We start from the raw sequence: 13,224 nt of genomic DNA on the forward strand, positions 1-13,224 counted from the left end.
AAACTATTTCAAACCTCAAACATCTTTTGTCCGCCTGGCCTCAACCTGAAGCCTTAAAGCGCACGACCAACAGGTAAGCTGCGACGCTCACCGCCGCCAAGCTCCCGGTCCAGATCAGCGCGGTCTGATAGCCAAGCCAATCAGCCAACACCCCCATCGCGCCAGCCCCTAAGGCGGCGCCACCAGCGGCAACCACCGCCCAGAGGCTCATCACCCGTCCGCGCATGTCGTCTTCTAAATCCAACTGCACCGCCGTCTGGGTACAGATCGCTGTCACTGTTGTGACAAATGACATGCCCGCCGCGACGATCAAGGCCCCTTCCCATATCGGGGACAATCCCAGAACGGCCACCAACGCCAAACCAAACACAATGGCCAATCTGGCGTACAGCGGCAGTCGTCCAGCCTTCTGCGGAGGTAAAATGGCCTGAGAAAACCCTCCAATCACCGCCCCGACGCCAGTTGCACTCATCAACACACCCAGACCATCCGCACCCCGCCCAAACACGCCATCCGCCAAAGGTGGCAAAACTTCCAATGCCCCCCGCGCCACCAAGGCCAAGACACCGCCCATCAACATCGCTTCTCGTACAGGTGTGTTGTGCCAGACATGGCGCACACCGGAGGCCAAGGCCGTAAAGAAGGGCTCCTGCGCGCTGCCGCTGTCCCGCCTCGGACGCAGCGACACCATCATCAAAGAGGCCAGAAAAGGCGCAAACAAAAGGGTTTGAATCAAAAGGGTGTGCGCAACCCCAACCCAGGCAATCAAAGCACCACCAAAGGCTGGACCAAGCATCCGTGCCAAGTTGAAATTGATCGCGCCAATGGTCACAACTGACCCCACCAGCTCGCGCTTGACCAACCGCGGCCCAAACGCCATGCGCACCGGGTGGTGGGCTGCTATCACCATTCCGATCAAAAGCGTCATCACCGCCAATAGCACTGGCGTCGCCCAGTCCAGAGCCACAATCATCCAAAGCACAGCGCTCAAACTGCCGTTGATGCATTGCAGTATGACCGACGCGCGTTTGACCGGCCATCGGTCCACCCAAACACCAAAGATCGGTGAAAACACGATCGTCGGCGCAAATAGGATGAAAGCAATTGCGCCCACGAAACTGGCAGAGTCGGTCATTTCCCATGCCAGCCAGCCGATCGTAACCCGCTGCATCCAGATCGCAATAAGTCCAAAGACACCGCCCACAACATAGGTCCGGTAGTTTTTGGATTTCAGCGCGCCAAGATTCACATGCAACCCTTAGTTGATTTGGGTGATTTTGTCACCATGCCCTTCACAGGTTAAGAACACAACCAATCAAAAACGCGCGCTCCAAACGGAACGCGCGTCGCCCAGATGGGCCTGACAACAAGGGAAGGAAGTTTGTCAGTTTAAGATTGGAGGTCAGTTGACGGCTTTGGCGTCGACCACATCTTGTTCCACGGCTTTGGTGGCACCGCTGGAAATTTCAATCCGGCGTGGCTTCAGTGCCTCGGGGATTTCCCGTTCCAGATTGATGTGCAGCATGCCGTCTTCATGGCTTGCGCCGGTCACACGCACATGGTCCGCCAGATGGAAGCGGCGCTCAAACGCGCGGGTGGCAATCCCACGGTGCAAATAGGTTTTGTCCGACGCTTCGTCGCCTTTTTTGGCGGTCACCACCAAAGCGTTCTGCTTGACTTCGATGTTCAAATCATCGGCCGAAAAACCAGCCACTGCCAACGAGATGCGGTAGGCATCGTCGGCGGTTTTTTCGATGTTATACGGGGGGTAGCTCGGCTGGGCGACGTCATTGGACAGAACGCGGTCCATCATATTTGCTAACTGATCAAAACCAACGGTCGACCGGTACAGCGGAGCCAGATCAAAAGTGCGCATGGGTTATCCTCCATTGAGCGACAACGATATGTAAGTGCCTTCCATTCGGACAGGCGATGAATGTGTAAGACCCGATCATCGGCGCCTTACGCATACAGACCTATGGTGGCAAAATGTGGTTTCAACCCCTGCGCATCAGGGCCTCACAAATTTTGCGCCACCGCCGCTACGTGTCCCGACTTGAATGCGCGTCACACCTGTGGCGGTTTTCACAGCCGGGCGATCGCCCACACGCATCCGATGTTTGAGCCGCGCGACAACTTCTGGAAGCTCCATGCCAAAGGCCACCTTCTGCCCGTCCCCGTTGTCTCCTGTCGCAGACACGACAGACAAAATCCGCACGCGGTTGCCATAGCGCACAAACACCGGCGCGCCTGATGAGCCAAAGGTTACGTTGCAATCAAAGGTCAAAATGCCCCAGCCACGCTCCAATATGGAGCAATCCTTTTGCCAGGAAAGGTGCTCGCTTCGGCTGCGACCGTAACTCAGCACGGACACTTTCTCCCCCTCCTGAGGATCAACATGAATGGCAAACGGGTCGGCTTCTCCCGTAGAAATGGGCGACTCTAGGCGCAACAAAGCCACGTCATGCGGAATCATCCGGCCGCTGATTTTCCCATCGCCTGCGTCACGGTAACCACTGTCTACCACAACACGATCAACCCGCCGCTCCGCCAAGGCATTACCGGACACATAGCCCGCCCGGAAAGTGATCTGTTCCGGCGGCACCGGCGCGCCTTTGCTGTCAAACACACAATGGGCAGCAGTCAACACCTGGTTCGGAGCAATCAATGCACCTGAACAAAATCCCGTGCCGCGCATATCAAGCCGTCCCAAAGCCTCCCAGCCCAGCAAGTCGCCGCGACTAGTCAATGGGTGCAGGCGCTCCCCCGCATGTAGCGGCATGGCTGAAACACACGCCGCCATCAGCCAAACCAAAGGAGAAAGTCGCATACCAAAATCCCTTTTACTGTAACGCCGCTCTACGGCCGCACAAATTTCGCCCCGGTGCTGTTGCGCTGTTGCAAAGACATCAATCCGCCACTTGTCGCCGACGATTTGCCGCGCTCTGCAAACAACTCCGGCAATGTGTGATCCAGCGCCGCGCCCAAGGCCACCTTGGCGCCTTTCACCTCTGCTTTTGCGGCGACCACAGACGCGATCCGCACCTTGCCATCTTCAAAAACAAAAACCGGCGCGCCGCTGCTGCCAAAATCAATATTGCAGGACAACACGTAAACGCCGCGCTGGCGCCCCATCACTTGACAGACTTCTTGAAAAGAAGGGGCTTCTTCACGCCCAACCGCATAGGACACCACGCCAATCTGCGATCCTTTGCGCAACCCAGTGGCCGTTTCAAACGGAGCAACGGTGGTGTTTCGAATGGGGTGATGCAGCTCCAATAACGCCAGATCATTTTGCACGTTCTCGATCTTGCTCTCGGGGCTGTAGCTATACTTGGGGTGCACCACGGCCCGACGCACCGACCTGTAAGCTTCTGCGCGGCCATTGCGCCATCCCGCACGGAATTCAATTTGCCGCACGTCATAAGCCGCACCGCTCGATTTCTCGTAAAGGCAATGGGCCGCAGTCAGCACCAAATCCGGCGCCACCAACGCGCCGGTGCAAAATCCGCGGCCATCGATTTCAAGTCGCCCAACAGCCCCCCAATCGCGGCTGTCTTCGCCCGTATCCAAGCGCTGCAACGCGGTGTCTTGGGCTGTTGCGATGCCTCCCCAAAAGATCACGCTCAAAAATGTCAGTAGCCGCAACACGATCCGGGCCTCCACGCTCAGGTTTCCTCTGCTCTACCGCCCACCTGCGGCGGAAATAGGGCGCGACCTTGTCACGCCCTTGATCAGAAAAACAAGCGTGGATGTTAACGCAAAATGGGAATCTCAGGAATCTGTTTGCCAGGCTCGGTGAGCGCGCGCGGCTGAGGCCCGCCAGTGGCCCAATCCAACAGCTCCACAGTGTGCACAATCGGCACATCCGTGCCCGAGCCAATCTGCATCATGCACCCGATATTGCCCGCGGCAATAATGTCCGGGTTCTTGGCTTCCAGCGTGCGCAGCTTGCGTGCCTTGAGCTGCTCGGAAATCTCTGGCTGCATCAGATTGTACGTGCCCGCAGATCCACAGCACAAATGACTATCCGCAGGCTCCACAACAGTGAAACCGGCCCTTTTCAACAAGTCCTTCGGATATGTCTTGATCTGCTGCCCATGTTGCAAAGAACAAGCCGCGTGATAGGCCACAACCGTTTCCTTTTCCGCACCATCAGGCAAATCCAACTTCATCAACACTTCGGACACGTCCATCGCAATGCCACTCACCCGCGCCGCATCTTCAGCCAACGCATCGTCGCGGAACATATGCCCATAGTCCTTTACGGTGGTGCCGCACCCCGACGTGTTGATCACTATCGCATCCAATCCGTCGCCATCCATCTCCGCACACCAGGCTTTGATGTTTTTGGCCGCGGTCGCATGGCTCTCGCTGGTTTTACCCATGTGATGCGTCAACGCCCCACAGCAGCCCGCCCCTTCGGCCACAACAACCTCACAGCCCAACCGTGTCAGCAGGCGAATTGTGGCATCATTGATGTCCGTGTTTAGCGCTTTCTGCGCGCAACCCGTCATCAGCGCCACGCGCATCTTTTTCTCGGCCACCGGTGCGAAGCTTTGCGGATCGTCGTTGCGACTAACTGGAGGGATCGACTTTGGCGCCATATCTAACATCGCGCGCAAACGAGCATCCGGCATCAAAAACCGGAACGGACGGCCAAGCTTGGCACCAATCAAAGCCCAACGAAACCGCATCGGATACGGCAATATCCGCGCCAGCACCCAACGCAAGGCGCGGTCGCTCAAGGGGCGCTTGTAGTTGTCCTCAATATACTCCCGCGCATGATCCACCAAATGCATGTAGTGCACCCCACTTGGACAGGTGGTCATGCAAGCAAGACAGCTCAGACAGCGGTCAATATGTTTGACCGTCTTGGCATCCGGGACCCGCTCGTTTTCCAACATATCCTTGATCTGGTAAATCCGCCCACGCGGACTGTCGAGCTCATCGCCCAGCACTTGATACGTGGGACAGGTGGCCGTGCAAAACCCGCAGTGCACACAGGCGCGCAAAATCTCATTCGCCCGCTGAATGCCGGGATCTTGCAGTTGGTCTTCGGTGAATGTTGTCTGCATGTTACGCCCCCATCAATCCCGGGTTCAAAATACCACGCGGATCAAACTTCGCCCTTATGCCCCGAGACAAATTAGCCAAGGGCGCTGGCTCTGGCTGAAACACAGGCACTGTCGAGCGTGTTGTGTTTGCCGCTCTAATTAACGTCGCGTGCCCATCAAACGACATCTTGCGCACATCTGTACCTTCCGGCACTTGTACCCAAATCAGCCCGCCGCCCCAGTCATAAAGCGTTGAGATATCGGCATATGCGGCGCGAAGTTGCGCCACAAGTGTTGGCCCATCGCTTGGCTTCACTGAGATCCGCCAAACGTCTCCACCGCCATTTTGTAAGACAGCCACATCTCGTACCCAAGCCCAACCAGCCGCAACCTTCTTTGCATCGCGCTCGGCAACCACTTCGCCACCAAACTTGCCCAACGCGTCCATCAACTTTGTGGCGCGGTAAGCCACAGACGCCTCTAATCCTTCGATCCGGATCATCGTCACTGGATACCCGTCCACACCGGATGGCGCATGTGCTGCGCCGCTTACATCGTAGGGCGACCCAAGCGCCGCACTCATCGCGGCCACCGCATCCACGTCTGACAAGCCATTGATCAAGACGCAGCCGACCGCCTCAGGCACCGCCTGCACCTTTAGGCTGACCTCGGTCAGGACCCCAAGTGTGCCCCAACTCCCTGCCATCAATTTGACCAGATCATAACCAGTGACATTCTTCATCACCCGTCCGCCATTCTTCAGCACACGCCCCGCACCATCAACAAAGCGCACCCCCAACAGACTGTCGCGACACGCACCACCTTGGATACGTCGCGGACCGCTGATGTTGCCGGCGACCACGCCACCAATCGTTGAGACACCTGTGGTGCCCAAAAGCCCTTGATGATCCATTGGCTCAAACGCCAGCCGCTGCCCCTCTGCCGCCAATGTTGCTTCAATCTCAGCCAGGGGCGTGCCAGCCGCAGCCACCACTGTCAGCGCCCCCGGCTCATACAACGACACCCCGGAAAGACCAGCCGTGCTCAAAGCCGCACCCTGCACCGGCGCACCAATATCGCGTGTGCCGCCGCCTCGAATGCGCAGCGGATTTTGCGTTTGTGCAATCACTTCCGCCAGGTCTGCTTCTGTTGTTGGTGTCATCATCTTCGCTTGGCCTTCAAATATCCCGGGGTGAATTGGCAGCAGGCTGCCAAGAGGGGCTGGCCCCTCCCTGTTCTCTCACGCGTTCGCCATCCGGCGTCTTTCACTCGACGCCAAAGGAAACACCTTGGCAGGGTTCAGCAACCACTTGGGATCAAACACATCTTTCACCGCCATCTGAATATCGAGATCTTCCGGCAGATACTGATCCACCATCAAATCACGTTTCTCGATGCCCACCCCGTGTTCACCGGTCAGACAGCCACCGACCTCCACGCAAAGCCGCAGAATGTCCGCGCCAAAAGCCTCACATTTTTCCAAATCGCCCGGTTTGTTGGCGTCAAACAAGATCAGCGGATGCATATTCCCGTCCCCTGCGTGAAACACATTACCAACATCCAGGCCGTAGTCCTTGCTCAGCTCGCCAATCCGGCGCAGCACATATGGCAACTGGCTCACCGGAATTGTACCATCCAGACACATGTAGTCGTTGATCTGCCCCATAGCGCCAAAGGCTGATTTCCGCCCCAACCAAATCCGTGCACTTTCTTCCGCGCTGGTGCTTTCGCGCAGCTCAACCGGCTTGTGCGTCCGCGCAATTGCCAAAATCCGCTCCAACTGCGCATCGATTTCTTCGTCCGAGCCTTCAACCTCAACAATTAACAGCGCCTCGCAATCCGGATAGCCAGCGCCAGCGAAAGCTTCGGTGGCGCGAATACAGGGGCGATCCATAAACTCAATCGCCACAGGCAAAATTCCAGCCTTGATAATGTCGGACACGCACTGTCCAGCCACTTCGTTGCTGTCAAAGCCCATCAAAACAGGCCGCGCGCCTTCAGGTTTGTGCAGAATGCGCAAGGTTGCTTCGGTTACGACGCCGAGCTGTCCCTCGCTGCCGCAGATCACGCCTAATAAATCCAACCCGCCAGCGTCCAAGTAGGCGCCGCCTATCTCGACCACCTCGCCCTCCATGGTCACCATGGTCACGGCCATCAGATTGTTGGTGGTTACGCCATATTTCAGACAATGAGCACCGCCGGAATTCATCGCGATATTGCCTGCAATGGCACAGGCCAATTGGCTGGAAGGATCAGGCGCATAAAAGAACCCTTCTTCCTCCACAGCGCCGGAAACACTTAAATTGGTGCGACCGGTTTGCACGCGGATGAAACGATTTTCATAATCTGTTTCAAGCACTTCGGTCATGCGTGCCACCCCCAGGATCACCGAATCTGCCGTGGGCATGGAACCGCCAGCCAACGACGTGCCCGCGCCGCGCGGCACGACAGGGACATTCTCTGCGTGGCAAATCTTCAACACAGCGGCGACCTCCTCCGTAGAGGCAGGCAAAACCGCGGCCAATGGTGGGCAGCGGTAGGCGGTCAGCGCGTCACACTCGTAGGCGCGGACTTCGACTTCGTCGGAGATCACCGCGTCGGCGGGCAAGACCTCTTTGAGGCGCGCAACGATGCGTGCCTTTTGGGCAAGCACCTTGGGGTTTGGGGTTGGCATGTCCATGGCTGACCTCCGCTACAATTGGTAAACTAATATAACCAATAATCGAGACTGGCAAGCTTCACGGCTTCACGTTAGGGTGCGGGCATGACTCCAAACATGCTTCTTGCCCAGTTTTCCACCCTCGATTTCATCGCTGTCCTGACCATCCTATCGGCTTGGGCGCTGACCACGCACCTTATTGAAAACCCACCCAAAAATCGCCCCTCCGTGTCGCGGCTTATGGCGTTTTATCGGCAGGAATGGATGGTGCATTATGTGACGCGAGAGGTGCGGGTTTTTGATGCGCAGATCATGGGAAACTTGCGCCAAAGCACGGCGTTTTTTGCGTCGTCCTCGATGATTGCGATCGGTGGTTTGGTGGCATTGATCGGGAATACGGAGCAAATTGCCGGAGTCACCAAAGACCTCACTCAGACCGCAGAGCCAGCCTCGGTTCTGGAACTCAAACTGGTGTTGGTGCTTTTGTTCATTGGCAACGCATTTCTGAAATTTGTGTGGTCTCACAGGCTCTTCGGCTATTGCTCGGTGCTGATGGCGGCTGTGCCAAACGACGCCAGCGACCCCACGGCGCTGTCGCGCGCGAAGAAGGCGGGCACCATCAACATCACCGCGTCGCGCAGCTTCAATCGAGGGATTCGAGCGATTTACTTTGGACTCGCCGCAGCGGCCTGGATTTTAGGGCCGGTGATGCTGCTTCTGGGCGTTTTGGTAACAGTTGTTGTCCTCGGACGACGGGAGTTTGCCTCGCAATCACGTGCCGCGCTGTTGCAGGAACCGCGCTGAGTTAACCCGTCAAAATCCACGTCGGTATTACGTCGGTATCACGACTGTTTTGCGGAGGTGCGCATTTGCAAACCTCCGGCGCATTAACCTTTCAAAGATGAAGGGGAATTTAGACGCGGTGGTAAGGTGCGCCGGCCAAAATGCTGGCCGCCCGATAGAGTTGCTCGCTTAACATGACCCGCGCCAACATATGTGGCCAAACCATTTTACCAAAGCTCAGTTTGGCATCGACCCGCGCCCGCAAGGCCGGATCAATCCCATCCGCGCCGCCAATCACAAAGGCCAGATCACCACGCCCATCATCACGCCAGCCGCAAAGCATGGTGGCAAAGTCAGGGCTGCTCATCAGTTTGCCGCGCTCATCCAGCGCACAGATCACAGCGCCTTTGGGAATGACACCGTCCAGCAGGCCGGCCTCCGCCGTCATGCCGCCCCCCTTGCGATCCTCCACCTCATGCACCATCACCGGACCAAGGCCCAAGGCCCGTCCGGTGCGGTCAAATCGTGTCAGGTAATCGTCAAGAAGGTCACGTTCAGGACCAGACCGCAGCCGCCCAACGGCGCAGATGTGCACTTTCAGTGCCATGTCATGCCCTCCGGCCCGCAACACATCGCAGGCCGTCTGAAATCTTATGCGTCGCCGCCTGGCACCCACATCTTTTCGAGCTGGTAAAACTCGCGCACTTCCGGACGGAAGATGTGCAAGATCACGTCACCGGTGTCGACCAGAACCCAATCACCTGTGTCCTTGCCTTCAACCTTGGCGCCGCGTCCAAACTCAGCTTTCAGCCGCTCGACCAGCTTTTCGGCAATCGCGGTCACCTGACGCGAGGAGCGTCCGGTGCAGATCACCATGTAATCGCCAATAGAGGTTTTGCCGCGCAGATCGATCTGCACAACATCTTCGGCTTTGTCTTCATCCAGAGAGGTGAGGATACGGGCAAGCAGTGCCTCGCTTGTCGCATCTGATGAGTCCGACGTCACAATCGAACCAGAGTCAGTAGCATTGGCCACGTCGTTGTTCAGAGACAGAAGTCTGTCCTCCTTAAATCGCACCCGTAAGCCCCGGTGCCGAGCATAATTTCAAGATAGCACCGGTTGGCGCTTTTCTCAACGAAAGGCAAGGGGGATTCGCCGCGAAAGCAATCAAACCTTGTGATTTCGCCCATTCATTCTAGTCTGCCCAAGGTTAACTCTATGCCAATTTGCTGAGGTGTTTTGATGCGTTGCCTGAAAGCCGTTCCGTTTGTTTTGACCCTTTTCGCGCTGCCCGCGTTTGCCGACGACAGCTGTGTCGCAAAAATCTCAAGCAATCACACCAATTCCACCACCCACATGGTCCTTGAGCTGGATGATTTGGGGGAGTGGAGCGACGACGCCTTTCAGGTGAGTGTTATGGCGGCCACGCGGTTTGTCGAAAAATTGGGATGCAAAAGTAGCGATCTAGCGGTTTCCCCTAAGCGCAATGAGGGGAGCTGCGTACATTTGGCCAAAAACGCGCCAACCACTTGTCTGTTTCACAGCAACCTGGGTGTATTCAACACACAGGAAACTTATGATTCCTTAATCAACGTTGTCTGGTTCAATCTGGACTAGGCGTTGACGCTGCTGGACTGGTCGCACCGTCACCCTCCAACATACGCACCTCACGCTGTGGGAACGGCAGGGAAATGCCGTGCTCATGGAACGCATCCCACAAAGCGAGATAGACATTGCCGCGAATATTGGTCAGCCCGCCGGTGGGGTCTTCAATCCAGAAGCGCAGGATGTAATCCACACTGCTGTCGCCAAATCCAACGATGTGACTGACAGGTGTATTGGGATAGTGCAGCACGCGCTGCACCGATTTTGCTGCCTCAATGGCCACTTTGCGCACCAGATGCGGGTCATCTCCATAAGCGGTGCCAAAAAAGATATCGAGCCGCACATAGCTGTCGGAATGGGACCAGTTCACCACCTGATTGGTGATCAGGTCTTCATTGGGGATAAGGAACTCTTTGCCGTCGCGTGTGACCACTGAAATGTAGCGTGCGCCCAGCGAATTGATCCACCCAAAGGTCTCCCCCAGAGAGATCACGTCCCCCGGTTTAATCGATTTATCCATCACAATGATCAGGCCAGAGACCAGATTGGACACCACTTTTTGCAGACCAAAGCCCAGGCCCACGCCGATAAAACCCGTGAGGAAAGCCAGACCTTTGAGGTCAAAGCCAATGATGCGCAGCCCGACAAAGAAGGCCGCGGTGTAAAGGAACACCTGCAACAGTTTTCCAAACAGCACCCGCATGGAGGGCGAGATGTCCTCACTGCGCTTCAGGCGGGCGTCCGCCTGGCGCGACAGTAGGCGGGTGATGGCGAAGGTGAGCCCAAGCAACACAAGTGCCTGCGCGATCATCCAAAGAGACAGCCGGGACTCGCCAAACACCAATGCCATACTGTCCATCAGCTGCACCGCATCGTCGCGCAGTCCGGTGAGCACCAGCGTGACCCAGATCCAAGCGCCATAGCGCAAGAAGGCCCGCAAGGTGGTGTTTTGCACCACGCGCAGCACCACAACCACCACTAGCCAGGCCAGTGCCAGGTTGGCGAGCCCGACCAATAGGTAGGAGCGGCTGGGCCATGTCACCGCCTGCATCAGCCAGACCGTGAACCAAATCAACAGGTTGAACACAATCAACGCCATGCGCCGGTGCACCATCATGGCGTAACGATAGCGCAGCTTGGACCAGCCTTCGCGCGACTTGAGCCAATGGTAGAACCGTGGCTTGATCACGGCTGCCAAGGCAAAGGCCAAAGCCAGCAAACCAAGCGCAATGACCACCTGATAAAACGCCCAGGGGCGCAGCAGGCTTTCGCCAAAACCCACCACCTGCTCCCAAATGCCCAAGGCAATTTCTGTGGTTTCGGTTGTGTCCTCTGCAGGCGATTGAGACGCGACCTCGCGTTCGGCACCGGCGATGCGGTCCAACTCGGATTCTTGCGTGTCACCAACGCCTTGTGTCTCTGCGGTGTTCTCCTCAGCCATAGAGGCATCCTTGCACGTCCGATGGCCTTGCGGCAACGCGGCAGTCACCGATTGTGTGCTTCTGCTTGAAGGAATCTGCGCGACCCTGTAGGGGAGAGGCATGAAACGCATCTATGACATCGCTGACCGCGCCTTTTTGCCTTGGCGCTTCTTTGGTCAGAGCAAATCCGTCATCGCCGCGCTATGAGCTTTTGGCGCAGCTGAGCTGTGCCCGTTAGTCAGCCATAACTTCAGCTATCCAAACAGAATGGAGAGGACCTATGTCCCCCAAAACGCTCTATGATAAGATCTGGGATGCCCATGTTGCGCATGAAGCCGACGATGGCACCTGCCTTTTGTATATCGACCGTCACCTCGTACATGAAGTGACCAGTGCGCAGGCGTTTGAAGGCCTGCGCATGGCGGGCCGCAAGGTGCGCGCGCCAGAGAAAACCATCGCTGTGCCGGACCACAACGTGCCGACAACAGAAGGCCGCGATGACCCGGCGCAGATGACCGAAGAGTCGCGCATTCAAGTGCAAGCACTGGACACCAACGCAAAAGAATTTGGCGTGCACTACTATCCGGTGTCTGACGTGCGTCAGGGCATTGTGCACATTGTTGGCCCGGAGCAGGGCTGGACCTTGCCGGGCATGACTGTGGTCTGTGGTGACAGCCACACCGCGACCCACGGTGCCTTTGGTGCATTGGCTCACGGTATTGGTACCTCCGAGGTGGAGCACGTGCTCGCCACGCAGACGCTGATCCAGAAGAAGTCCAAAAACATGAAGGTGGAGATCACTGGCAAGTTGAAGCCGGGTGTGACCGCCAAGGACATCACCCTGGCGGTGATTGGCGAAACCGGCACCGGTGGTGGCACTGGGTACGTCATCGAATATTGCGGGGAAGCGATCCGTGATCTGTCGATGGAAGGCCGCATGACCGTGTGTAACATGGCGATTGAAGGCGGCGCGCGCGCCGGTTTGATTGCGCCGGATGAGACCACCTTTGCCTACGTCAAAGGCCGCCCACATGCACCAAAAGCGGGTGCGTTTGAGCAGGCACTTGAGTACTGGAAAACGCTCTTCACCGACGAAGGTGCGCATTTCGACAAGGTGGTGACGCTGAAAGGTGAAGACATTCAGCCGGTTGTGACCTGGGGCACCTCACCTGAGGATGTGCTGCCAATCACCGGTGTGGTGCCAAACCCGGAAGATTTCGAAGGCGGCAAGGTGGAAGCCGCACGGCGTTCGATTGAGTATATGGGTCTGACACCAGGTCAGAAACTGACCGACATCGAGATCGACACCGTGTTCATCGGTTCCTGCACCAACGGCCGGATCGAAGATTTCCGCGCTGTGGCTGAGGTGGTCAAAGGCAAGAAGATCAAAGACGGCATGCGGGCAATGATTGTGCCGGGCTCTGGCCTTGTACGGGCGCAGGCCGAAGAAGAAGGTCTGGCGGATATTTTCCGCGAGGCGGGCTTTGAATGGCGTCTGGCTGGCTGCTCCATGTGTCTGGCGATGAACCCGGATCAGTTGAGCGAAGGGGAGCGTTGCGCCGCAACGTCGAACCGCAACTTCGAAGGCCGTCAGGGCTATAAGGGCCGCACACACCTTGTGTCCCCTGCCATGGCTGCCGCCGCTGCCCTCACCGGCAAGCTGACTGATATTCGCGAGCTGATGTAAGGAGCCAGCGTT

At 57.1% G+C, this 13,224-nt stretch carries 12 protein-coding genes; 2 read left to right on the forward strand and 10 right to left on the reverse strand.

What is annotated here, in order from left to right:
• Positions 1-40 precede the first annotated feature (40 nt).
• From JXR15_RS02640 to JXR15_RS02670, 7 genes are all read right to left on the reverse strand, one after another.
• Positions 41-1,249, reverse strand: coding sequence for an MFS transporter (locus JXR15_RS02640; protein ID WP_422051687.1), 1,209 nt, complete (start codon positions 1,247-1,249; stop codon positions 41-43).
• Positions 1,250-1,402: 153 nt separating this feature from the next.
• Positions 1,403-1,876, reverse strand: coding sequence for an Hsp20 family protein (locus tag JXR15_RS02645; RefSeq protein ID WP_422051688.1), 474 nt, complete (start codon positions 1,874-1,876; stop codon positions 1,403-1,405).
• Between the two features lie 135 nt (positions 1,877-2,011).
• Positions 2,012-2,830, reverse strand: coding sequence for a trypsin-like serine peptidase (locus JXR15_RS02650; RefSeq protein WP_422051689.1), 819 nt, complete (start codon positions 2,828-2,830; stop codon positions 2,012-2,014).
• 29 nt (positions 2,831-2,859) lie between these two features.
• Entirely contained in the window at positions 2,860-3,651 is a 792-nt protein-coding gene (locus JXR15_RS02655) for a trypsin-like serine peptidase (RefSeq protein ID WP_422052237.1), read from the reverse strand.
• Positions 3,652-3,755: 104 nt separating this feature from the next.
• Positions 3,756-5,078 (reverse strand): glycolate oxidase subunit GlcF, encoded by a 1,323-nt coding sequence (glcF, locus tag JXR15_RS02660; RefSeq protein WP_422051690.1) that lies wholly within the window; start codon positions 5,076-5,078, stop codon positions 3,756-3,758.
• Between the two features lies 1 nt (position 5,079).
• Positions 5,080-6,219, reverse strand: a complete 1,140-nt coding sequence (locus tag JXR15_RS02665) for an FAD-binding protein (RefSeq protein WP_422051691.1) — start codon at positions 6,217-6,219, stop codon at positions 5,080-5,082.
• 78 nt (positions 6,220-6,297) lie between these two features.
• The gene (locus JXR15_RS02670; RefSeq protein ID WP_422051692.1) at positions 6,298-7,737 is read right to left on the reverse strand and encodes an FAD-linked oxidase C-terminal domain-containing protein; all 1,440 of its coding nucleotides are present in this window, start codon (positions 7,735-7,737) and stop codon (positions 6,298-6,300) included.
• Positions 7,738-7,821: 84 nt separating this feature from the next.
• Here JXR15_RS02670 and JXR15_RS02675 point away from each other — a divergent pair, with 84 nt between their 5' ends.
• Complete coding sequence (locus JXR15_RS02675; RefSeq protein WP_422051693.1) at positions 7,822-8,520, forward strand: DUF599 domain-containing protein; 699 nt, start codon at positions 7,822-7,824, stop codon at positions 8,518-8,520.
• A gap of 109 nt (positions 8,521-8,629) precedes the next feature.
• On the opposite strand, the gene rlmH is transcribed toward JXR15_RS02675, so the two are convergent.
• From rlmH to JXR15_RS02690, 3 genes are all read right to left on the reverse strand, one after another.
• Complete coding sequence (gene rlmH, locus JXR15_RS02680) at positions 8,630-9,100, reverse strand: 23S rRNA (pseudouridine(1915)-N(3))-methyltransferase RlmH (RefSeq protein ID WP_422052238.1); 471 nt, start codon at positions 9,098-9,100, stop codon at positions 8,630-8,632.
• A gap of 50 nt (positions 9,101-9,150) precedes the next feature.
• A complete protein-coding gene (gene rsfS / locus JXR15_RS02685; protein ID WP_422052239.1) occupies positions 9,151-9,534 on the reverse strand; it encodes a ribosome silencing factor in 384 nt (127 codons plus the stop codon).
• Positions 9,535-10,102: 568 nt separating this feature from the next.
• Positions 10,103-11,545 (reverse strand): mechanosensitive ion channel family protein, encoded by a 1,443-nt coding sequence (locus JXR15_RS02690; RefSeq protein ID WP_422051694.1) that lies wholly within the window; start codon positions 11,543-11,545, stop codon positions 10,103-10,105.
• A gap of 260 nt (positions 11,546-11,805) precedes the next feature.
• Here JXR15_RS02690 and leuC point away from each other — a divergent pair, with 260 nt between their 5' ends.
• On the forward strand, positions 11,806-13,212 hold the full coding sequence (leuC, locus tag JXR15_RS02695; RefSeq protein WP_422051695.1) for a 3-isopropylmalate dehydratase large subunit: 1,407 nt from the start codon (positions 11,806-11,808) through the stop codon (positions 13,210-13,212).
• The last annotated feature ends 12 nt before the right edge of the window (positions 13,213-13,224 follow it).

Origin of the sequence: Shimia sp., from assembly GCF_049116215.1 — a bacterium.
GTDB lineage: Bacteria > Pseudomonadota > Alphaproteobacteria > Rhodobacterales > Rhodobacteraceae > Shimia.